Below are 19,712 nucleotides of genomic sequence, written 5' to 3'. Positions count from 1 at the left end.
TCACTCAGCCTTTGCGGATTTGACGGACGCGCCTTCGAGCGAGCCAATCTGCCGGACATGCTGTTCGAGCGCCATGCGGTCGATGGAAGCCAAAGGCAGGTTGATGAAGGCGGTAATGCGGTTCTTGAGGAAGCGAGCCGCCTGCGCGAAGGCGCGCTGGATGTCGGCCTCGCTTCCCACCACGGCAGCGGGGTCTTCGACGCCCCAGTGCGCCGTCATCGGGTGGCCGATCCAGACCGGGCAGACTTCTCCAGCGGCGCTGTCGCAGACCGTAAAGATGAAATCCATTTCAAACGCGCCAGGTTCAGCGAAGACGTCCCAGCTTTTCGATGAGAAACCCGTCGAGGGATAGCCGAGGGCGTCCAGCTCCTTGAGCGCATGCGGGTTGACTTCACCCTTGGGCTGGCTGCCGGCGGAGAATGCCCTGAAGCGACCAGCGCCTTCCTTGTTGAGGATGGACTCAGCGAGGATAGAGCGTGCGGAATTGCCCGTGCACAGGAAGAGCACGTTGTAAGTCTTGTCGGTCATGGTCGTGTTCCCTGGTTAGGTCGCGGGCCGCCTGGTCAGTTTCATGATCGTCGCCGACGCGGGACAGAGCCCCGAGAGCTGGCGGGTGGAAAGGATCGCTTGGGGAACTTGATCGCGCCCAACAGCCGCAAAGCCGAGGTGCTCGAAAAACCGTGCAGCGTTGGTGGTCGCGAGATAGACGGCGGATCCGTTTGGCGTTCGCGCGATCGTCATTACCGCGAGGCGGCGGCCATATCCCTGTGACCTGAATGCCGGTAGGATCAGCATAGACCGCAGGAGAACAGCATCGTGCGAGGCCGCTTCGATCCCGGAGTAGCCAAAGATCTGGTTCTCGGTGTCAGCGAGCCGGAAGTATGATCGCCCCGGTTCGCCGATGTCGTCGATCGGTAGCCCAGCTGCCGCAAGACCGGTCGTCAGCTCGTCAGAAACACTGACCGGATCGAGTTTCAGTTCACGCACGGCCCGGTCTCCGGCGAACAGCAGGGTGTGAGGTCGGCGATCAGCGGAGCGCACAGCTCGGCGTTTCCGCCGCAGCAGTCCTTGAGCAGAAAGAGCGTGAGTTCGCGGAAACCTTCCAGGTCCGCCCGGTAGATGATCGACCTGCTACGTCGCTCGCTCTTGACGATGCCCGCCCTCGAAAGGGTCGCAAGATGGGCGGACATGGTGTTCTGGGGGACATCCACCATTCGCGCCAGTTCCCCGGCCGGAATGCCGTCCGGCTCGGACTTCACAAGCAAGCGGAAGGTTTCTAGCCTTGTCGTCTGCGCCAGGGCGGCAAGCGCCGCAATTGCCACTTTTGATTCCATATATCCAGAATAACGGATGGATTTTTAATGTCAACTGCTACCTGCGGACCCGCGGCGTACCGGAACGTTAATCGACGAAATGGCGTCGCAACAAGTGTCTCGCCGAGCGTGATCTGCCGGGCTCTGCCACCGAGCTTGAGGGCCTTTAATGCGCCTTGGTCATTGACGGGTTGGACGATCAGCACTATGCGGTCCAGGCGTCACCGTCCGGTGAATAGCGCGGCGCCGGCAACGGCAACGCCCAACACTCCAGTCCGCGCACGTCAGCGGCAACCGCGCCCCGACGGCACATTCCTTTCAATACTCGTTCATCAGGCAGAAGAAGAAAGAATGTTATCGTTTAACCCGCTCGAAACCCAATTCTTTGACGCGTTCCTGTTCGACATGGACGGAACGATCCTCGATTCCAGTGCTGCGTCGGAGCGCGTCTGGGGAGGCTGGGCAAGGGACAACGGAATTCCGACGCCGCCCTATCATGGTCGGCGGGTGGAGGACACGATGGCTGACCTGAGGGCTTCGGGAATTGATCCGGAAAGGGCCGCCGCCGAAATCACAGAACGCGAGCTCGCGGATCTCGACGGCGTTGTTCCAATCCCCGGAGCGCTCGAGTTCCTGACATCGCTTCCAAGTGAGAAATGGGCGGTGGTGACCTCTGCTCCAAAGGAGCTTGCATTGAGGCGTATTGCAGCCGCCCGCTTGCCGCAACCGAAGGCCATCATTGCCGCGGAGAATGTAAGGCGAGGAAAACCGAAGCCCGACCCGTTTCTTGCCGGCGCCGAACGTCTTTCCGTTGATCCCATGCGATGCCTGGTCTTCGAGGATGCTGACGCGGGGATACATGCCGCGGAGGCTGCTGGTGCTTCTGTTATTGTTATTACCCACACCAACAGTGCGACCCTTCAGAACCGGCCGGCCGTGCCTGACTACTTGGGTCTGCGTGCCCTGGTGGTAGGAGCGTCACTGGGAGTTGAGCGAACCCAGCGCTGATTGCAATGACGGCGGGGGGCCGCTGACCATAGGCTGTGACCAGAATCGGCCAGCGATCGCTTAGACAAAACGTTGGCTCGGGATCTGGGTCGATCTTAAGGCAACGCGTTTCCGCGTCCAATGGCCCGAAGGTTCGCTCCCTGGGGACGGCATGTTTATTCGTTTACTCGGAACAAAGCGCGTCGCTGGTTATTGGGTGAGCTTGGCCTTTCACTGCCAACCGAGATAACTGCCGACCTCAGACCGGGTGTTCGCTGAGCGCAAAATGCTCTACCTTGAAGTGCCGCTGAAGTTCACGATAAACCACTTCCGTATTGGCTGACGTCCTCGATTTCCATCTGACGTCGAAGACCAGCAAATTCTTGGTGTCGTGGCGAGTGCGGCTTGAGACGAAATGAACCGTGCAATCATAAACATCAAGCGCCCGTCTCACGTCCTCCTCTCTCAGCGTTCCATCGACTAGGATTTCAACCGTCGCTCGCTGCCGCCTTGCTAGCCAATTGTCCAGGGCTTGCATCGGGGAAAGAAAGAAAAAGGCAACCACGGTGCCGACAACACCGATTCCTAGCTGTCCGCCGCCGAAGCAAAGGCCGATTGTGGTCATGGCCCAGATGGTCGCAGCCGTTGTGACGCCGGTGACGAAGTTTCCTCGATGCAGGACGGCACCGCCGCCAATGAAGCCCACGCCCGTCAGCACACCAAGTGCGAAGCGTAGAACGTCCATGCGCGCAAAGCCGGAATGTTCGTGACTTCCTTCCACGACCAGCAACGCGTTCGCCTGTAGCATGGCAAGGCACGCCGCCAGGCCGACGAGGACGGTTGTTCTGAAGCCGGCGGCATGACCGCCCTTTTCCCTATTGATGCCGATCAGGGACGCCGCGACAACGGTCAGTAGCACGCGCAAGAGAATGTCCGGCCACGTGAGCTCCTCAGACATTCGGTTCAGCAGAAGATCCCATGGCTCCATTGTCAGGCCTCCGAATGCTGCCACCAGGCAGCTGATCGCGGCCGCCCGTGCGAGTAGCGATAAAGTAAGCCACCGGGCCACGAACGCTGTCATGCAGCCGTCGTTTTCGGCTTCATTGGCTTTTCTTCCATACTTTCAAGGCCAATCGACAGGACTCAATTTTGTTCCTTCGCCTGACGGAGGCACGATCCACGTGTGCCGGGAAGCGCGGTCACTGCTTTGAGGTCATCGACAACGCGGGAAGCGCAGGACGAGGCGCTGGGCCGCGGGATCGCCGTAGAGAGGATGCCGGGATCAAGCGGCCGAACAACGCGCGCATCATTTACTCAGGGGCTCACGGCTTGCGGCTTCCAATACCTGACGCACCCACTTGGCCAACGCGGGATCTTTTAAAAGCTGACACTGGAAATCCTGTTCGTCGAGTTTCCCTAGCCGATAAGCATCGACGAGCTCCCGCTGTTCTGGGTTCAATGCTTGGACGTTCGCGTGCTTCAACGTGCTTTTGAATATCCAGCTATCGCCGGTGGACATGGCATTCTCCTCCAAGAGACTTCGTGCGTCTTGCCGGGGAAGAGGGGGCGGTCTCAGTCCTTCTTGAACTCGAACAGTTCGATGACATTGCCCGACGGATCTTCAAGCAGGATAGCACGGCCAGCACCGCCGTCGCTTATATCGCCGCGGAAACTTGCATCGGCCCGGCGCAAGCGCTCAATCAGCGCATCGAGTTCGTTTGTGACGATCATGAACCGGTTCCATCCGCCCGGCTTCGGATTGCCACCAGCCTGGCCACCGCTTCCTGCTCCGGGCGCGCTGAGATAAAGCGTCAGGTCATCGCGCACGAGTGCTGCGAATTTGCCCGGACTGTGCTTGTCGAGCTTGAAGGTGAGGTTGTCTCGATAAAACGCAACCGCCTCGTCAACGTCAATGACGATATATCGGACGGAGGCCATGATCGTTTCTCCTTTGTCTGGGTTGATGCGCGTCACCTGAAACTCAAGTCATCAGGCGCCAATGCATTGGCGAGTGCGATCGATAAACTCTCACGGGTCCTGTAGCCGGCCTCCATCAGGTTAAGTGCCGTGGCAATTACGGCACGTGCGCACTCGCTTTCCGCATCCATTTGATTGGCGTCGCACCAGGCACCGATGACGGAGGTGAGAACGTCAACTTCGCCATTTTCCAGGCTGAATGTGGGGATTTGCATGGTTGCGTTCCTCCCATAATGGCAAGAGCGCGGAGAGGTCTCTCAATTGAACCGTGCCGTGCATCTGGTCCAACGTTACATCCTATCCCTCATTTGAAATTAGGTCATTAGAAATACGCGCCATCACGATGTGGAAGGTCTGCAATGCCGGCTCGTATACTCGGTTTTTACGTTCCCCTGCGTACACGGTGGCGTGGCATTGGCAGGGCGTTTTATGGACGGCAGAAAGACCCAAAGGAGGCGCACGCTCATCGGCGCGAAAATACTCCTCAATGGAGGTTCCAGCGTTCTAGATTGTGTCGTCAAGGACCTATCAGAAGGCGGCGCGCGTCTGGTTATGGACGGCGCTGTTGCTGTTCCAGCGAATTTCGATCTGCATCTTTCAGATGGTCGGGTTTTTCGTTGCTGTCGTATCGCGTGGCGTCAAGTAGCTTCCCTGGGAGTCGCTTTCTCGAAGCCGTCGACCAATGCTGCGTGAGCAGGCAGAAATCCGTCCGCCAGCGCCAAATTCTGCCGTCTCTGTCGACGCAAGCAAGACAACGGGGTAACCTAAAAGTCGTGATTTAATTCTCCTTTGAGGTGGTACGGTAGCGGATGCCCATCTCGGCTTACTTCAAGGCGGGTTTGTTTGTAGTCGCCGCGGCTGCCGCATTGTTCGCAGCGGCCGGCACGATGGCTGTCCCGGGCTTTTGGGCCTATCTCGCAATCTTCGCTGTTGTCATGATCGTTTCATTCGCAGCGCTCGATCCGGACCTCCTACGCGAACGCATGCGGCCGGGTGGCAAGAAGCCGCCGCTCTCGCTGAGGGTCTTCTCGCTCGTTCTGTTCGCGCACTGGATCGTTGCCGGACTTGACCGTGGCCGTTTCCATTGGAGCGACAACGTGCCCGATTGGCTTCAGGGCGTTTGCCTGTTCGCGGTCGCGGCCGGGTACGCCCTTGCACTATGGGCTATGCGTGTGAACCGGTTTTTCTCCTCAGTCATTCGCATCCAGGCCGACCGCGGTCAGCACGTCATCAGCACGGGACCTTATGCCTTCGTCCGCCACCCTGGCTACGCCGCTGGATTTCTGATCATAGCGGCAAGCGGACCCGCGCTCGGATCGTGGCTTGCTGCTGTGCTTGTTGTGCTCTTTAGCCTGCCGTTTCTGCTCTATCGCACCATCACGGAGGACCGAATACTTCGCGCGGAGCTTGCGGGCTACTCGGATTACGCCGCGCGGGTCCGATGGCGGCTTCTGCCGGGAATTTGGTGAGACCGACCCGCCTTGAGAAGCGGAAGCGTGCTTCGCCCAATGCAGCCATGATCGGCTAGGCTACGTTTAGTCCTAATGCGGATCCTGACAATTTGCGGGAAGCCTTCGCGGGCTGGGTACCTACCACTTCAGTTTTGCAGTTGAAGGATAAGCAAGGTCGTCGTTCGAGAACGCAGCGTTAATTGCAAGACCACAGCGTTAATTGCAAGACCGAGTGACGGGACGGCTCGATCCAGTTTATGCCGCCATCGGAATATCTACCGGAACGATTGCGTCAGAACGTTTCGCGCAAGAAGTGGCGGCCAGCAGGCTTGCCAGCACGACGTACCGAATTCTCATGAGACGCCCTTCAGATCGGTCTCACCCGCGCCTCCTATGAATGCTGCTAGCGCACATGGAAGGGGCCGCTTAAAGCATTTGCGCTGTCGCGACTATCTGAAGTCGTCCGCAGGTCATCGATCGCAAGGGGCCTCAGTTGCGCGGTTGGACTATAACGACCCAACGAAGCTGTGCCCTGCCAGATGCTTCGGCCAGAATTCCTGATGTACTTTTGCGGCTTCGTCTTGGAGGTTCGTCGGACCAACCACACTGACGACGCGCGCGCCGGTTTGCAAAATCGACCGGCTCGGCACGTTCAACCCGATCCCAGCGATTTCGCCAAGCCGCGTTTCCGAGCACGCAAACACCATGCGCCCGATACCCGACCAATAAATTGCTCCCGAGCACATCGCGCAAGGCTCCGTGCTTGTGTAAATCGTGCAGTGATCGAGAAAAGCAGTATCGTAGTGCTTTGCCGCCAGCTTAACCAGATTCATCTCGGCGTGATTGGTCATATCGTGGCCGGTATAGACACTGTTTTCAGCACGCAGGATTATGTCGCCGTCCTTGACCAGCAGCGACCCAAACGGTTCGTCCCCGTGTTCTACCGCGGATTTCGAAAGTGCAATTGCCTCGTGCAAAAATGGCTCGTGGTTCTCCATCGAAACCTCCCCAAACACTAGAGCGGCTTGAATTTGCCCTGAATCGAACGGATTTCCAAGGTGCTGCTAATGATCCTGGCGGATAATTTGGCGTTCCGCGCTTCGAGATCGGCGACTCCGTGGGCGGGTAACGGGTGCCGATACCCACCATGCTCTCCTTGAGAGGTTGCCGAGGCCACATGTTGTCGATGATTTTGGTTTCTGCTCCCGCTCCCGACGTGATGCCCCATCACGTCACGCTCTCTTCAACCGCGTATTCCTTTGCCCATTGTCATATCGGGTTGAATTGTTTTCTTGAGCTTTCACTTTAATCGCCTGAGGGCAAAGTCACCGCCATCAAGGCCACACTTGGCAGAGGAAAATGACGACTGTTTAGGTGAAGTGAAGGTCTCGAGCAAACTGCCACGATGGTTCCAAGCGGCCATTCCATCGTCGCGGCTTACGGCTGAGTACCGGTTGACGGATTTGCCGGAGCGGCGGCCGGCGGGCTTACGGGAATCACTGGCTTCGGAATAGATCGAGAAATCGGGGGCGTTGTGGATGCAGTTGAAGTTGGGTCGGTTGCCGTGCCACCCCACTGGATCCATGCAAATGCAGCTAACAAAATGATGGCGGCGAGAGCAATCCAAGGGCCCCAGGCTCCGCCTCGACGTGCAAGTGGCGTCGAGCGAAGGTCGAGGCCTTTCTCAGAATTAGGATCATAGGGCATCGCATTTCCTCCATTGATAGAAGGTAAATGGCGTTACACGTCGTTTGTTCCTACAGGCACGCACGATCACGCGTGTGACTACTGATTAGAAACAGTCACCAAATCCAGTCCGCAGCTGGGCCCATGTATCGACTTGTGTCCCGATGCTTTTTTTAATCTACGTTTTGCCTATGCCGACCGATGGATAGAAAGCAACAACGCTCGAGAACACGCTCATCAAACGGCGGTGGGGCAATGATTGACACCTTTTCAGGTGACCGGCCAGTTCGGGTTATTCCGTCGATGGCCTGCCCGTACCCACGGTGGACAGCCTGGTTGCCGAGTTGAATGAACGGGACGCAAGGGTCGCCCGCTGCTCAAGCGCTTCCTCGACTGGCGTTGTCGGGTTGCGCAAGTCGCGACGACTGCTACTGCAATAAGCATACCGTCAACGCCTTCACGGCGAGGCAAACTCTTCGGTCTTCCGCCAAGCGATCACGTCTACCCGGATATCGCACAAGCGTGGCAGGGTCCGATCTTCAAAAGTGGTCCTCCGAGGTGTCGTGCCGGCAGCTACCCATCCTTCCCAAACGGCATTCATTTCGTCAAAACCCATGAGATCCCGAAGCCAGATGTTTGCTTGAATCAGTTCGTCCCTATCGGTGCCCGCCTCCTTGAGAAGGACATCAATGCGATGAAGAATTTCGGTCGTTTGCGCACTTACGCTCTCCCCCGCGGCGGAGATGGCGATCTGGCCGATAATATGAACTGTTTGGAGTGGCGTTTCCTCGTCCACGGACGAGTGCTCGATAGCCATCGGCCGGTATCCTTGTTTCACTTGGCATGCCGGTTGCTGCCGAAGGTCAGATTGCAGCCATCGCGCCAGTTGAACAGGCTGTTTTATTTTTCGCGGCTATAACGGGTCGTTATGGACGGTCCGCCATGGCGGTGTGTCGTGACACGAACTCGACAAGATAACGAACGCCCTCGGATGCCCCGGACTGGGCATAGAATCCAATCTCGATCCGCACTGCGCCAGGTAGGTCAGCGGCCTTGTCCAGCGCACGACATCCCTCGGGGATCGTGGCTTCAAGCATAGGACCGACACCAATGCCGACCCTTACCGCCGTTGCCATCGCGACCAACGTGGAAGCAACGCATGCCGTCTTCCATTTTATGTTCCGCTGCGACAACGTCGCGATGGTGCGGACATTCCAGGGGCAGCTCTCATCAAACATGATCACCGGGAGCGGCTTGCTTGCGTCGACCACGAAATCCGATCTGACAACCCAGGTGAGATACTCGGTCCAGATCAGGATGGGTTTCCGATTGAGGACGGTGATATCGCAAACAACGAGATCGAGTTTGTCTTCTTCAAACATCTCTGCCAGACGCCGGTTGGGCTCGACGATTATGTCGATATCAACTTTGGGGTTCTGAGCCCTGAAGTCACGAAGGATGTTTATCAGTCGACTGGCCGCGAAGTCCTCGACGACTCCGAGACGGATGCGCCCTTGAAGTATCTTTCCGGTGAGCCTGCGGCCGACCTCGTCGGAAAGGACCACGATCTCTCGGGCGTAGGCCACCATGATCTGGCCGTGAGCGGTGAGCTCAAGTCCCTTGGACGACCGGGAAAAGAGCGTTACCCCGACGAGCTCCTCGAGCTTGCGGATCTGCATGCTCACTGCCGCTTGAGTTCGGTGCAATTTGGCAGCAGCGCCGTTGACCGTGCCGATTTCGGCGACCGTCAGGAACGCCCGCAACAAATATGAATCGAGATCAAGCATCAGGCGGGTTCTTCGTCTGCGTTAAACCAGCCGTGTGACGGTCCCCGTCTTCGGCTAGGCTGGACATTGTACGATCTGAAGTTCATGCGCAACGGCAAGAAGCTTTGCCGTCGTCCGTAATGTCACAATCGCCTCCCACGCTCAGCCTATAAGGTTTTCTGAACGGACCCGGCGCTGAATGCTGCAATGGGAGCGACTGGAGTATCAGAAATCGTTATAGGCCCTCACGAAATATCAAGGTTGTAAAGCCTTTTGGCTCGGCGAATGATGGCATCTCGGATCAAACGGGGGAGCCTATCTTGACGATTGACCAGGATTTTCTGGAGGACCTACGCCGTCGCTTCGGCAATGCCGCCGGCGGTGAAATGCAGGATCCACATTTTCGCGAAGTTGCGGCAAGCGTCTTCAAGGATGGCGACAGCCGCAAATGGCCGTTTGCCGATCCGGCGACCTTCCTTGGCGCGTCCTTCATCGAGAATGGCATCAGGCCGGAGGTTCTGGAGGCCCTTGATGTAGCTCTTATCGGCGTGCCAATGGACCTTGGCGTAACCAATCGAGCCGGATCACGGTTGGGTCCGAGGGCTGTCAGGGCGATCGAACGTGTCGGACCCTACGAGCATGTTCTTCGGGTCGCGCCGATGGGCAAGCTCAAGGTCGCTGATGTCGGTGACGTTCCGATGAGAAGCCGCTTTGATCTCGCCGGTTGCCACGCGGACATCGAGGCCTGCTACCGCATGATCGCCAATACCGGAGTGATCCCCTTGTCCGTGGGGGGAGACCATTCCATTTCCGGCGCGATCCTCAAGGGATTTGCAAGCCGTACTCCCGTTGGAATGATCCACATCGATGCCCATTGTGATACGGCCGGGCCATATGAGGGCTCCAAGTTCCATCACGGCGCACCGTTCCGGGAGGCTGTCCTCGCCGGTGTCCTCGACCCCAAGAGAACGATCCAGATCGGCATTCGAGGCGGAGCCGAATACCTCTGGGAATTCTCTTTCGCTTCGGGCATGACGGTTGTACACGCCGAGGAAGTCGCGGAGATGGGCATCAAGGCTGTCATCGCGCGCGCCCTCGATGTTGTCGGTTCCGGCCCGACATATATCAGTTTTGATGTCGACAGCCTGGATCCCGCCTTTGCGCCGGGAACTGGAACACCGGAGGTTGGTGGACTGCTTCCAAGAGAAGTTCTCGCCATGCTGCGCGGTTTCCGAGGTGTTAATCTCGTCGGCGGCGACGTGGTAGAGGTCGCACCGCAGTATGACGCGACTACCAATACTGCCCAGATAGCAGCACAGGTACTGTTCGAACTGCTTTGCCTTGCCATGTTCAGTCCGTCCGCACGCAAGCGGGCCACCTGAAACAGTCTGACCAATCGTCAAAATCCGGAACCAAGAAAAAGGGAACATAAAATGAATATGAGCAAACTAGGAAGAACCATCGCCGCTGCTGCCGCATTCACTCTGGTCGGGCTGTCGGCACATGCCGACGACCTCGCCGACATCAAGGCCGCCGGCCAAATCAGTGTCGGCATTTTCTCTGATTTCCCTCCATTCTCGTCGGCCAGCGCCGACATGAGCCTCAAGGGATATGATGTCGATGTCGCCCAGAGCATTGCCGACAGTCTTGGTGTGAAGCTCAACCTCGTAAGCGTCACCGGACAGAACCGAATTGCCTATCTGAACGACAAGCGCGTCGATATTCTGATGAGCGTCGGCTTTTCCAAGGAGCGTGCCGAGGTCATCGATTTTGCTGCTGCCTACGCCCCGTACTACATCGCGGTCATAGGCCCGGCAGCTGTCTCGATCAAAGGCAAGGATGACCTCGCCGACAAGACAATTGCGGTTAACCGCGGTACGCTCGAGGACACCTCGTTGACGGCTGCAGCGCCGGCATCGGCAACGATCCAGCGCTTCGAAAACTACAATTCCGTCATACAGGCCTTCATTTCTGGTCAGACCGAGTTGATGGTGGTCGGAAACGACGTTGGAGCGCAGGTGCTTGCACGCCAGGACGCGTTGAAACCCGAGCAAAAGTTCCAGCTCTTGACGTCGCCTTCGCACATCGCCCTCCGCAAGGGCGAGGAGGGTCTCAAGAGCACCGTCAATGACGTAGTTGCCAAGATGATCTCCGAGGGGAAACTCGACGCAAGCTCGAAGGCCTGGTTGAAGACGCCACTCAACCCTGAAAATCTCAAGGATTGATCGAAATGAGTGCTCCCCGCCGTGAAAGGATTGGCGATGTCCTATAGCCTTGGCTTCGACTGGCTCTGGGGCGGTGCGGGAGCGCTCGCATATGGTGCGGGCATGACGCTTTTCCTGATTGCCTGCACCACCGTTTTCGGGACGCTCCTCAGTGTCTTCGGTGCTGCCGCGCGAAGAGGTCGGTTCGGCTGGTTGCGACGTGCAGTTGGCATCTATGTTGAAGTGATCCGAAACACGCCGTTTCTCGTCCAGCTATTCTTCATCTTCTTTGGCCTTCCAAGCATTGGAATCCATCTCAATCCCGTAACAGCGGCAATCCTCGCCATGACCCTCAACATGGCGGCCTATACGACCGAGGTCGTCGGCGCCGGCCTGGATGCGATCCCGACAGGGCAAAGCGAAGCGGCGCTGGCGCTTGGGCTGAAGCCGAGACACGTGTTTTTCAAGGTCGTCTTGCCTCAGGCGCTAAAGGTTATCTTCCCGGCCCTTACAAGCCAGATCGTCATCATGATGCTGGAATCAGCCGTGGTTTCGCAGATTTCCGTTCGGGAACTGGCGCAGGAGGCCGACCTTTTGCAGGCCCGCACGTTTCGTTCATTTGAGACGTATCTGGTCGTAACCATGATCTATCTTGCCATGTCGGCAAGCCTCAGGCGGTTGCTGATCGCTGGTGGTCGTCGGTTTCTTGGAGCGGGAATATCATGATCGAGTTCACGTTCTGGGATATTTTGCGCAATCTTGCCTTCGCGACGCGTTGGACAGTGCTCTTGTCGATCGCTGCCTTTGTCGGCGGGGCAACGGTCGGCATAGCAATCCTCTTTGCTCGGATATCGCAGTCCTTTTGGCCACGGCGGCTTGCGTCAGGCTACATAGCGCTATTCCAGGGAACACCGCTGCTCATGCAGCTTTTCCTGATGTTCTTCGGATTGCCCATGTTGGGATTCCGGATTGAGCCTTGGACGGCTGCCGTGTGCGGGCTGACGCTTTATGCCAGTGCCTATCTGGCCGAGATATGGCGCAGCGGTGTCGAGGCACTTCCGCGTGGACAGTGGGACGCGGGCGCAAGCCTTGGTCTGCACCGCCTGCAGGAACTTCGACTTGTGATCCTGCCGCAGGCTTTCCGGATAACTCGCGCGCCGACCGTCGGGTTTCTGGTGCAGCTGATCAAGAGCACCGCCTTGACGTCCATTCTCGGCTTCGAGGAGCTGATGAGGACAGCAAATGCCATCAACAATGCGACATTCGAGCCCTTCAAGGTTTACGGCCTCGTTGCTGCAATCTTCTTTGCCCTGTGCTATCCGTTGACTGAGTACGCGCGAAAGCTCGAGAGAGACGCCCCAATTCGTTGATAACGGCTTAGGGAGAGACCTTACGGATTTCCTGCATCGCACCAGCCATAGATTGGGACCATCCGTTAGCTGGGCTTCCTGCCGGGCCTCTATTTTGCCGGCCTTGACTTTGCCTCCGCGCTCAACTCAGGCGTCATTTTGGCGATCGCCGAGGAAGCTCCTCGCCTTATCGAACGTATCGCAAGGCATTTATGACGGCGTCCAATATGGGCGGAGGTGTCGCCGTCAGCCAATTCCTCGTACAGGCGCCATCTGTATCCGTCTCATCCCCTTGGCGACATTGCCGTTGAGCTCCTCCACGGGCTCCCGTGATGGCAGCCGCGACAATCGGATCGCCGTCGTCTTTTCGGTTTCAGGTTACTGTCAGCAACCGTCTCCAAAACGCGCGTTTGCAGTGGAGTGGTGAAATTGACGAAAATGCCCGGACATATGAGCTCGCTGCGGCCGAGGATCGGAAGCATCCCGCTCTGCATACTGACAAGCTGCTACATCCTCCTATTCTGCAACAACACGTTCTGGCGGAAGGCAACCGACTATCTGGGAAGCGGAAGCGGTTCGCTATGGGCGTTGTACCTCGCGATGCTGGCCCTGTTCGTCGCTGTAATTACTCCATTTTCGACCAAGTACCTCGTCAAGCCGGTTTTGATCTTCCTGATCCTCGTCGCCGCCGTGGCGTCCCATTTCACAGACACGTTTGGGGCGCTTTTCGACAGTGACATGATCCGCAACGCGATGGAGACAACGCCTGCAGAAGCGCAACACCTGATCACGTCCGAATTCATTGTTCACGTTGCCATCTTCGGGATCCTGCCATCTCTTGTGATCGGCTGGGCGAAGGTTGATCACCGCCCGTTCATGAGAAAGGTTTTCTGGAACCTGACTGCAATCCTCGCCTCACTCGCGATCTTCGGAATCTGTGGCGTGACCTACTCGCGGGAGTATACCGCTGCCGTCAGACAACGGCGGGACATCGCAAAGAGCGTCAATCCCGTCGCGCCGATTGTCAGCACGGTTCGTTACGTCTTGAACGCAGGGAAAGAGGCATCGATTGTTGTTCAGCCGGTCGGTGCCGACGCCACAGTCAAACCGTCAGATCCGCCAATCAACAAGCCGCGGGTTACGATAATTGTCGCCGGCGAGACTGCGCGCGCGGAGAATTTTTCGCTTGGCGGATATCCTCGCGAAACCAATCCGCGTCTCAAGGCCGCAAATGTCATTTATTTCCCAAATACAACCAGCTGCGGGACGGCTACCGCGACCTCTGTTCCCTGCATGTTTTCGCGGTTCACGCGTGCGGATTTCACCCACGCAAAGGCTATGGCGAATGAAACACTTTTAGACGTGCTGGCTCATGCAGGAATTGACGTTGCCTGGTTCGACAACAACACGGGCAGTAAGGGCGTTGCGGATCGTGTCCAATACCTTGACTTGGCGAATTCGAAAGATCCGCGGTTCTGCCAGTATGGTGAGTGCCTGGACGGCATCTTCCTGGACAAACTTGATGGCTGGTTGGACCATGTCAAAGGCGATAGCGTTCTGGTACTGCACCAGCTGGGCAGCCACGGACCCGCTTACTATCTTCGATATCCTGAACATCAAGGTAGGTTCGTTCCCGACTGCCGTACCCCGGAGCTTGGCAAGTGTTCGACCGGGGAGATCGTCAATGCCTATGACAATTCGATCCTCTATACGGACGACTTCATCGCGACCATCATCGACCGCCTCAAGTCCCGTTCGGGCAAGATGGCGACCGGCCTGATCTACATGTCCGATCATGGGGAGTCCCTTGGCGAGAAGGGGCTCTACCTTCATGGAACACCGTACATGTTTGCTCCCTCGCAGCAGACACACGTGCCGTTCCTGACCTGGTTTGACAACGACTTCAGTAAGTCGATGGATCTGGACACGGCTTGCCTCCGAAAAGAGGCACTTGCCGCGACGTCCCACGACAACCTGTTCCACAGCGTGCTCGGTATGATGAATGTGGAGACATCGGTTTACGACAAGCGGCTCGACGTATTCGCAAAGTGCAGGAGTCGAAATTCGTGAACATCGTTTCCACGCGACAGAACACAACAGATAGGAGCGCAATCGGGTGAATGTGCTTGTCGTCGAGGACAACGTCGACATCGGGGACGCGGTATCGTCTCATATGGTGGCTGAGGGCCATCTCGTTGACTGGTGTGTGAACCTGAAGGACGCTGCCTGTCGACTGACATCGAAGAAGTATGACCTGGTGCTTCTGGACCTTCGCCTGCCGGACGGCAATGGCCTATCCCTCCTGCGAGCTATCCGAAGGGAAGGTGACAAGACCCCGGTTATCATCATGACGGCGCAGGACCGATATAGCGATCGACTGGCGGGAATTGAGGGAGGGGCGGACGATTTCCTCGTCAAACCTTTCGACCTGGACGAACTCTCCGCACGATTGAAGAAGATCAGGCGATGAAGCGGGCATATCACCCAATGAAATGGCCGTTTGGCGAAGCGCGCGCGGGTGAACTCTGCAGTTGCCGATCGGTCAATGCCCTTTGCTTTGCTGCTGTTGGCTACCGCGGTTCTCTTCCATTTCTCGGTTGAAGTCGGTGAGGGCGACAGCGGGCTGGGGATCAGACTTTTCCCGTTTCGCTTTCAGGCGACTGGCTTCACAGCAACAGCCTGACGTTATGTTCCTCATGCCGATGTTGTGACCCGTCTTTGACGGTCGGAGTTTTCCGAGCGGTCACGCTATGGTTTCGGCGGCAACCTATCTGGCACAGGCAATTGTCGCCTCCCGATTCCTACGTGTGCCAGCTTAGTGCGTGTGGTGCGCGCGGCTCTTTGGCCGTTCGCGTGCTGGCTCGCCTTCAGGCGATGTATTCCGCCAGACGTGTCAATGGCGTCGCTTTCAGGTAGCCGTCAGAATGCTGTGACTAAATTGTGGCGCGCCGGGTGTGCAGGGGAAAAGCACGCCCTTTTGACATTGCTATACATTTGGAGCGGACATGACCGATAAGTCTAGCCGTCTTGTGCTGCACACAAATTCGCGTGACGAGGTGTTTGCCGACGAACGCAATGCTGTTGAGGATTTCTCATTCAACTCCACTGTCGCGAATGTCTTCGATGACATGGTGAGCCGCTCTGTCCCGTTCTACGGAGAGATGCAGCGGATGGTTTGCGAGTTGGCCCGGGACTTTGCTCAGCCTCAGTCCAACCTCTACGACATTGGTTGCTCGACGGCCACGACGCTCCTCGCACTCGACCACGTCGTCGACAACCACGTGGACTTCGTCGGTATCGACAATGCCCCGGAGATGCTCAAAAAAGCTGCTGAGAAGATCGAGGAGTCGGGAACAAACCGATCTATCGAGCTCGTCACAGGCGACCTTCACCGCGGCTTCTCCGTGGAAAACGCCAGCGTCGTGACGATGCTGTTAACTCTGCAATTTGTACGTCCGCTCTTCCGCGAGCGGGTCATGAAAACGATCTACGACGGTCTCAACGAACACGGATGCCTGTTGCTGATCGAGAAGTTGACCAGCGAGGACACGACCTTCAACAGGCTCTTCATCGACCACTACTACGACTTCAAGCGGCGTAACGGGTATTCCTCGATCGAAATATCAAAGAAGCGGGAGGCGTTGGAAAACGTCCTCATCCCTTACCGCCTCGAGGAGAACACCCAATTGCTCAAGGAGGTGGGCTTCAAGAGCACGGAAGTGTTCTTCCGTTGGTATAATTTCTGCGGCATCGTCGCGGTTAAGTGAGACAAAATGCCATGAAGAATCTCATGCTGTCGATCGGGAATTTCTTTTTCAAATATCGAAACCAGGCGTTTCCGCTCATCATCGTCGCGCTGTTTGTTGCTGCACCACCGGCGACGACGGTTCTGGGTAGTGCGACGCTCGAAAAGTGGAAAGACGCGGCCGCACTGCTCATCGTATCCGCGGGGCTGATACTGCGCGCAACCGTGATCGGTTATGCCTACATCAAGCGTGGCGGCCTGAATAAGCGGGTCTATGCCAAGGACCTGGTCACGGAAGGCATGTTCGGTGTTTGCCGCAACCCGTTATACGTGGGCAACATGCTCATTTATTCGGGGCTCTTCCTGTTCCACGGCAATCCAGTAGTCGTTGCCGTCGGGTGCTTGCTGTTCGGGTTTATCTACCAGTGCATCGTTTACGCCGAAGAGGAGTTCCTGGCTGACAAGTTCGGGGAGGCTTACAGCGCGTACTGCCGGGACGTCCCCAGGTGGGGACTGAAGCTGAGTGCGTTCTCGGCATCCACGGAAGGAATGGCATTCAATATGAGGCGCGTTATTGCCAAGGACTACTCGACGATGTCGTCTACGCTGATCGCGCTGTTGGCTACCGAGTTCTACAGGGTGGCGGCCGATTCCATATCGGATCAGGAGCTCACTTACGCGATGGTGCTTGTCGGGCTTTTCGTTGCGGTGATTGCACTCACTGGTCTGGTGAGCTCGATGAAGAAAATGGGTGTCTTTGACGAGCTGAAAGCCGCACGCTCAGGTCTCTTTCACGTGAGTTTCTTCGGGCCGAACTGCAGGGCTGGCTAAAGTCCTGGAGTTCGGTTTTAAGCGTGGGGAGCTGCCGGAGAGTGCCCTCGGACTGGGCGATCTTGAAGACCGTTATGACTGGCCTGCTGCCGGTTTCACCGACGAGCCGACGCCGAGGATTGTCTGCCTGCCAGGCGTTCTGTCGTGAACGGGTTCCACATCTGCTCACCCCTTGGGTGGCTTTATTTTCTCTGTGCCGCTTTTCTTCGAATTCGATCTTGCGGGTAACTGAGCACTTCTGGGCAGCCGGAATGCGAAGGAACGTATAAGTGCCCGGTGTGGTCCTGCTAGTCTGGTAGCTTGAATAGCGCGCGCGCACGATCGACCAGCTTGCGCCCGACGGAGCGTCTCGGCATTTCAAAAATGATGTTGAAGAGGCGGCGGTAGCTGTCGTCGGGAGAGGTAAGTGCGGTAGCGCCATGCCAGGCCGACGACGTGTTCTTGAAGAGAAAGCTATGGTTGTCGGTGATACGAGCCGCAGTGCTCGTCTCGAAGTCCGCGAAATCGGGATTCATAGCTTTGATCTTCTTGCCGCCGAGTACCAGCGTGGCGCCACCCCACTCGGGGTTCCAATCATCGCTCGTATTGAAATAGAGAATATGCGTCCCGATCTTTGTTGGGGTGTCGAGATGCGGCGAGACCTCAGATCCCCGCGAGCCAACGTGCCAGGCATAGCGCGGGATGAATGCGGAAATTCCGAGCGCACGGCGAATGAAACGTTGGTATTCGTCGCTCGTCTCTAGTTCGTCCATGAACCCCTGCCAGGCCGTGGGTAGTTGGCCGCGACCGACAACGCCGCCGGCTTCCGCTGGCCTATCTCTATGATAGATCGAGTTCTCGTAGGCCAGATAGTGTCGGTTGTGCGGGCGCTGATCGTGGGAGCGGCGCCTATTGTTGTGGTATTCGAACAGCTCAAGCGATGGGAAGTTGGTATAAAGGTACTGAAATCCTTCCCGGGTCAAAAAGCCTCCAATGTTCTCCCAGGGAAAGGGGGACCTTTTCCTAAACGCGTCAAGGTCGAACTGCCGCAGCAGTTCGTAGTCAATAAAAGTCCCTTTCATAGAATGCCCCCGCGCTACCTCTTTCCCCAAACCCGTACTTCAAAAATTGCGTAAATTGCTGACCCGAACCTGAAGGGGGCGTCCTAGGGTGTTGATTTGCTCGCGCTGACTCAGAATTGCTGCTGTTGCGGGCGAGGCTTCGGCTGATTCACCGGTGATCAGCATATGCAACTTCGATTCCAGCGCGCGAAACTGACGGCACTGCAGTAGACGAGGAATTCGGCGGGTTGGGCATCGGAACGACCTACACGGGCTTGCTCTTCCTCGGGCTGATCGTCGCTATCGTGATCTATATGACGCTGTCCCAAAGCTCGAGCGAGCCGACAGAAGCAACCCGTTAACTGTCGCAAGAAGCTCATCGACGGTCTGATTGCCGGTTCAGGTGTTTGTCAGGCTGATGAGGGATACGTGACAATCTCAGGCTTCATTCGTTGAGATTTGAATATGGCGCACGTGGGCCAGTCCTCTTATACGCCAGCCCCTCCGGCTACGGCGGTACTCGCACTGATCGTCGCATGGTTCGCGTTGCTAGCCGCGTTCTATCTCCATCCTTCCCTTGACGTCGAGGTGTCCTCGTTCTTCTTCACCGGCCCACTATGTGAGGCAGCTCTTCCAGATTTTGTCTGCGGGTACTTCCCACTTCGTCGACTGCAGATCGTCGAACACGTAAGGCAGATACTGTACGTGCTTCCATACGCAGCAGCAGCGCTGATTGTCGTGGTCGGTGCGAGTGGCTTTTTTTCAAGGGAAATCCGCAAGCGCATTCCGATGGGCAGGCTAGTGGTTGCGATCGTAAGCCTTTGCTTGGGGCCGGGGCTAATTGTAAACGGGTTTCTGAAATCCTATTCGGGCAGACCTCGGCCTGTTCAGACGAGTCTCTTCGGCGGCCCCTTCGATTTTGCCGCAGCCGGGACGTTCGTTGGCGAGTGTGCGAAAAACTGTTCCTTTGTCTCTGGCGAAGCCTCCGGGGCAGGGTGGATGCTCTGTCTTCTCTTCCTGCTGCCGTCCCGTATTCGCCTGTGGGTTGGACCGCCATTGGTCGCAGGCTCGTTGATAATGGCAGGTTTGCGTGTCGCAGTGGGTGCACACTACGCGTCTGATGCGTTGCTTGGCTGGCTATTGGCGATCATTCTCTTCATGGCATTGCTGATTGTCGAAGCCCGGATTGCCGACAAGCTGAAAGTCGGCTGGCCGCGGTGAACGCCCAGCCTATACGGCGCGGCGCGTTAATCCAGCAGTTCTGGCGCGTTCTCTCGAAAGCCCGTCTTAACCGCTGCCGACAATCGACGGTCATATTGAGGTATCTCGCACACATGGGTTTGTATTGAAGCTCTCTCGCATT

Annotated in this window: 23 protein-coding genes; 12 read left to right on the top strand and 11 right to left on the bottom strand. The window is 57.1% G+C overall.

All coding sequences use genetic code 11. The features are described from left to right. The 3 genes from AS026_RS14115 to AS026_RS14105 are packed head-to-tail and all read right to left on the bottom strand — an operon-like array spanning position 1 to position 1,334. On the bottom strand, positions 1-528 hold the full coding sequence (locus tag AS026_RS14115) for an arsenate reductase ArsC (RefSeq protein WP_062370195.1): 528 nt from the start codon (positions 526-528) through the stop codon (positions 1-3). A 15-nt stretch (positions 529-543) separates the two neighbouring features. Next, positions 544-987 carry a GNAT family N-acetyltransferase gene (locus tag AS026_RS14110; protein WP_062370192.1) on the bottom strand — a complete coding sequence of 148 codons (444 nt, stop codon included), beginning with the start codon at positions 985-987 and terminating at the stop codon, positions 544-546. Continuing rightward, complete coding sequence (locus AS026_RS14105; RefSeq protein WP_062370190.1) at positions 975-1,334, bottom strand: ArsR/SmtB family transcription factor; 360 nt, start codon at positions 1,332-1,334, stop codon at positions 975-977. Before AS026_RS14105 ends, AS026_RS14110 begins: the two co-directional genes overlap by 13 nt. A 330-nt stretch (positions 1,335-1,664) precedes the next feature. Between AS026_RS14105 and AS026_RS14100 the strand changes: the two genes are divergently transcribed. Continuing rightward, positions 1,665-2,321 (top strand): HAD-IA family hydrolase, encoded by a 657-nt coding sequence (locus AS026_RS14100; RefSeq protein ID WP_062370187.1) that lies wholly within the window; start codon positions 1,665-1,667, stop codon positions 2,319-2,321. 238 nt (positions 2,322-2,559) lie between these two features. On the opposite strand, the gene AS026_RS14095 is transcribed toward AS026_RS14100, so the two are convergent. The 4 genes from AS026_RS14095 to AS026_RS14080 form a co-directional block, all read right to left on the bottom strand. Then, positions 2,560-3,288: an MgtC/SapB family protein gene (locus tag AS026_RS14095; protein ID WP_082728535.1), complete on the bottom strand. Its 729-nt coding sequence runs from the start codon at positions 3,286-3,288 to the stop codon at positions 2,560-2,562. 318 nt (positions 3,289-3,606) lie between these two features. Then, complete coding sequence (locus AS026_RS14090; protein WP_062370185.1) at positions 3,607-3,819, bottom strand: hypothetical protein; 213 nt, start codon at positions 3,817-3,819, stop codon at positions 3,607-3,609. Positions 3,820-3,872: 53 nt separating this feature from the next. Then, on the bottom strand, positions 3,873-4,238 hold the full coding sequence (locus AS026_RS14085; protein WP_062370183.1) for a VOC family protein: 366 nt from the start codon (positions 4,236-4,238) through the stop codon (positions 3,873-3,875). A gap of 32 nt (positions 4,239-4,270) precedes the next feature. Beyond that, positions 4,271-4,492 (bottom strand): hypothetical protein, encoded by a 222-nt coding sequence (locus tag AS026_RS14080; protein ID WP_062370181.1) that lies wholly within the window; start codon positions 4,490-4,492, stop codon positions 4,271-4,273. Between the two features lie 214 nt (positions 4,493-4,706). Between AS026_RS14080 and AS026_RS39940 the strand changes: the two genes are divergently transcribed. Together AS026_RS39940 and AS026_RS14075 are read left to right on the top strand one after the other, a co-directional pair. Further along, complete coding sequence (locus tag AS026_RS39940) at positions 4,707-4,970, top strand: PilZ domain-containing protein (RefSeq protein ID WP_082728534.1); 264 nt, start codon at positions 4,707-4,709, stop codon at positions 4,968-4,970. Between the two features lie 116 nt (positions 4,971-5,086). Next, a complete protein-coding gene (locus tag AS026_RS14075) occupies positions 5,087-5,746 on the top strand; it encodes a methyltransferase family protein (protein WP_062370179.1) in 660 nt (219 codons plus the stop codon). Positions 5,747-6,234: 488 nt separating this feature from the next. Here AS026_RS14075 and AS026_RS14070 read toward each other — a convergent pair whose 3' ends face one another. The 3 genes from AS026_RS14070 to AS026_RS14060 all read right to left on the bottom strand — a co-directional run bounded on the left by AS026_RS14070 (position 6,235) and on the right by AS026_RS14060 (position 9,201). Continuing rightward, positions 6,235-6,726: a nucleoside deaminase gene (locus AS026_RS14070; RefSeq protein WP_062370177.1), complete on the bottom strand. Its 492-nt coding sequence runs from the start codon at positions 6,724-6,726 to the stop codon at positions 6,235-6,237. A 1,145-nt stretch (positions 6,727-7,871) separates the two neighbouring features. Further along, positions 7,872-8,231, bottom strand: coding sequence for a Rid family hydrolase (locus tag AS026_RS14065; protein ID WP_062370174.1), 360 nt, complete (start codon positions 8,229-8,231; stop codon positions 7,872-7,874). 109 nt (positions 8,232-8,340) lie between these two features. Further along, positions 8,341-9,201, bottom strand: coding sequence for a LysR family transcriptional regulator (locus AS026_RS14060; protein ID WP_062370172.1), 861 nt, complete (start codon positions 9,199-9,201; stop codon positions 8,341-8,343). A gap of 299 nt (positions 9,202-9,500) precedes the next feature. Here AS026_RS14060 and speB point away from each other — a divergent pair, with 299 nt between their 5' ends. The 8 genes from speB to AS026_RS14015 all read left to right on the top strand — a co-directional run bounded on the left by speB (position 9,501) and on the right by AS026_RS14015 (position 17,309). Further along, the gene (gene speB, locus AS026_RS14055) at positions 9,501-10,562 is read left to right on the top strand and encodes an agmatinase (protein WP_062370169.1); all 1,062 of its coding nucleotides are present in this window, start codon (positions 9,501-9,503) and stop codon (positions 10,560-10,562) included. Between the two features lie 57 nt (positions 10,563-10,619). Continuing rightward, positions 10,620-11,405 (top strand): transporter substrate-binding domain-containing protein, encoded by a 786-nt coding sequence (locus AS026_RS14050; protein ID WP_425349797.1) that lies wholly within the window; start codon positions 10,620-10,622, stop codon positions 11,403-11,405. A gap of 36 nt (positions 11,406-11,441) precedes the next feature. Then, positions 11,442-12,110 (top strand): amino acid ABC transporter permease, encoded by a 669-nt coding sequence (locus tag AS026_RS14045; protein ID WP_062370167.1) that lies wholly within the window; start codon positions 11,442-11,444, stop codon positions 12,108-12,110. Beyond that, complete coding sequence (locus AS026_RS14040) at positions 12,107-12,754, top strand: amino acid ABC transporter permease (RefSeq protein ID WP_062370164.1); 648 nt, start codon at positions 12,107-12,109, stop codon at positions 12,752-12,754. Before AS026_RS14045 ends, AS026_RS14040 begins: the two co-directional genes overlap by 4 nt. 417 nt (positions 12,755-13,171) lie before the next feature. Continuing rightward, entirely contained in the window at positions 13,172-14,803 is a 1,632-nt protein-coding gene (locus tag AS026_RS14035) for a phosphoethanolamine transferase (RefSeq protein ID WP_062370160.1), read from the top strand. A gap of 46 nt (positions 14,804-14,849) precedes the next feature. Further along, complete coding sequence (locus AS026_RS14030; RefSeq protein ID WP_062370157.1) at positions 14,850-15,203, top strand: response regulator; 354 nt, start codon at positions 14,850-14,852, stop codon at positions 15,201-15,203. 535 nt (positions 15,204-15,738) lie between these two features. Further along, entirely contained in the window at positions 15,739-16,500 is a 762-nt protein-coding gene (cmoA, locus tag AS026_RS14020) for a carboxy-S-adenosyl-L-methionine synthase CmoA (RefSeq protein ID WP_062370145.1), read from the top strand. Between the two features lie 11 nt (positions 16,501-16,511). Further along, the gene (locus AS026_RS14015) at positions 16,512-17,309 is read left to right on the top strand and encodes a methyltransferase family protein (RefSeq protein ID WP_062370142.1); all 798 of its coding nucleotides are present in this window, start codon (positions 16,512-16,514) and stop codon (positions 17,307-17,309) included. Positions 17,310-17,596: 287 nt separating this feature from the next. Here AS026_RS14015 and AS026_RS14010 read toward each other — a convergent pair whose 3' ends face one another. Continuing rightward, entirely contained in the window at positions 17,597-18,271 is a 675-nt protein-coding gene (locus AS026_RS14010; protein WP_245307500.1) for a 2OG-Fe(II) oxygenase, read from the bottom strand. A gap of 543 nt (positions 18,272-18,814) precedes the next feature. On the opposite strand from AS026_RS14010, the gene AS026_RS14005 reads away from it, so the two are divergent. Next, the gene (locus tag AS026_RS14005; RefSeq protein ID WP_062370137.1) at positions 18,815-19,570 is read left to right on the top strand and encodes a phosphatase PAP2 family protein; all 756 of its coding nucleotides are present in this window, start codon (positions 18,815-18,817) and stop codon (positions 19,568-19,570) included. Positions 19,571-19,712: the final 142 nt, after the last annotated feature.

The sequence above is a fragment of the Rhizobium altiplani genome (assembly GCF_001542405.1).
In the GTDB taxonomy this organism is placed as follows: domain Bacteria; phylum Pseudomonadota; class Alphaproteobacteria; order Rhizobiales; family Rhizobiaceae; genus Rhizobium; species Rhizobium altiplani.
The sequence above is the reverse complement of the archived record's forward strand: the minus strand, read 5'-3'. Positions and strand labels throughout refer to the sequence as shown.

Bases quoted from the DNA above. Each gene is read 5' to 3' on its own strand.
- AS026_RS14015 (WP_062370142.1), top strand. From the start codon at position 16,512: ATGAAGAATCTCATGCTGTCGATCGGGAATTTCTTTTTCAAATATCGA.
- AS026_RS14060 (WP_062370172.1), bottom strand. From the start codon at position 9,201: ATGCTTGATCTCGATTCATATTTGTTGCGGGCGTTCCTGACGGTCGCC.
- AS026_RS14040 (WP_062370164.1), top strand. From the start codon at position 12,107: ATGATCGAGTTCACGTTCTGGGATATTTTGCGCAATCTTGCCTTCGCG.
- AS026_RS14090 (WP_062370185.1), bottom strand. From the start codon at position 3,819: ATGTCCACCGGCGATAGCTGGATATTCAAAAGCACGTTGAAGCACGCG.
- AS026_RS14005 (WP_062370137.1), top strand. From the start codon at position 18,815: ATGGCGCACGTGGGCCAGTCCTCTTATACGCCAGCCCCTCCGGCTACG.
- AS026_RS14095 (WP_082728535.1), bottom strand. From the start codon at position 3,288: ATGGAGCCATGGGATCTTCTGCTGAACCGAATGTCTGAGGAGCTCACG.
- AS026_RS39940 (WP_082728534.1), top strand. From the start codon at position 4,707: ATGGACGGCAGAAAGACCCAAAGGAGGCGCACGCTCATCGGCGCGAAA.
- AS026_RS14050 (WP_425349797.1), top strand. From the start codon at position 10,620: ATGAGCAAACTAGGAAGAACCATCGCCGCTGCTGCCGCATTCACTCTG.
- AS026_RS14065 (WP_062370174.1), bottom strand. From the start codon at position 8,231: ATGGCTATCGAGCACTCGTCCGTGGACGAGGAAACGCCACTCCAAACA.
- AS026_RS14105 (WP_062370190.1), bottom strand. From the start codon at position 1,334: ATGGAATCAAAAGTGGCAATTGCGGCGCTTGCCGCCCTGGCGCAGACG.
- AS026_RS14075 (WP_062370179.1), top strand. From the start codon at position 5,087: ATGCCCATCTCGGCTTACTTCAAGGCGGGTTTGTTTGTAGTCGCCGCG.
- AS026_RS14115 (WP_062370195.1), bottom strand. From the start codon at position 528: ATGACCGACAAGACTTACAACGTGCTCTTCCTGTGCACGGGCAATTCC.
- AS026_RS14045 (WP_062370167.1), top strand. From the start codon at position 11,442: ATGTCCTATAGCCTTGGCTTCGACTGGCTCTGGGGCGGTGCGGGAGCG.
- AS026_RS14035 (WP_062370160.1), top strand. From the start codon at position 13,172: ATGCCCGGACATATGAGCTCGCTGCGGCCGAGGATCGGAAGCATCCCG.
- AS026_RS14085 (WP_062370183.1), bottom strand. From the start codon at position 4,238: ATGGCCTCCGTCCGATATATCGTCATTGACGTTGACGAGGCGGTTGCG.
- AS026_RS14070 (WP_062370177.1), bottom strand. From the start codon at position 6,726: ATGGAGAACCACGAGCCATTTTTGCACGAGGCAATTGCACTTTCGAAA.
- cmoA (WP_062370145.1), top strand. From the start codon at position 15,739: ATGACCGATAAGTCTAGCCGTCTTGTGCTGCACACAAATTCGCGTGAC.
- AS026_RS14080 (WP_062370181.1), bottom strand. From the start codon at position 4,492: ATGCAAATCCCCACATTCAGCCTGGAAAATGGCGAAGTTGACGTTCTC.
- AS026_RS14100 (WP_062370187.1), top strand. From the start codon at position 1,665: ATGTTATCGTTTAACCCGCTCGAAACCCAATTCTTTGACGCGTTCCTG.